At 49.6% G+C, this 399-nt stretch carries 1 protein-coding gene; it reads left to right on the plus strand.

All coding sequences use genetic code 11. From position 1 onward, the window contains the following. Nucleotides 1-399, plus strand: a 399-nt coding sequence (locus tag AAEY75_RS14180) for a glutamate synthase-related protein (RefSeq protein ID WP_352259923.1), incomplete at both ends; no start/stop codon positions are given.

Consider the following 399-nt stretch of genomic DNA (forward strand, 5'->3'; position numbering starts at 1 on the left):
GCTTTATGTTTGCCGTTGGCTGTATCCAGTCACGCTCATGTCACACCAATACCTGCCCGACTGGTGTGGCTACTCAAGACCCGTATCGTCAAAAAGCACTGGATGTCCCCAGCAAAGCCGAGCGCGTCGCAAGCTTCCACAAGAACACCCTCAAATCTCTCGCCAGTATCGTGGGAGCGGTGGGACTTGAACACCCAAGTCAGTTGCAGCCTTATCATATCGCTCGCCGCTTAGACGACGGCCAAATCAAATTATTATCCAAGTTCTTTTACTTTACCGATAGAGGCGCTTTACTTGATCATAGTGCCCGCGCAGACGTTTTCAACCAGATGTGGGTTATGGCAAACCCCGATAGCTTCTTAGCCAATAACGATGCGTTGATTGCTTATAACAAGGACT

This window comes from Psychrobacter sp. TB55-MNA-CIBAN-0194 (genome assembly GCF_040309505.1).
GTDB lineage: Bacteria > Pseudomonadota > Gammaproteobacteria > Pseudomonadales > Moraxellaceae > Psychrobacter > Psychrobacter fozii.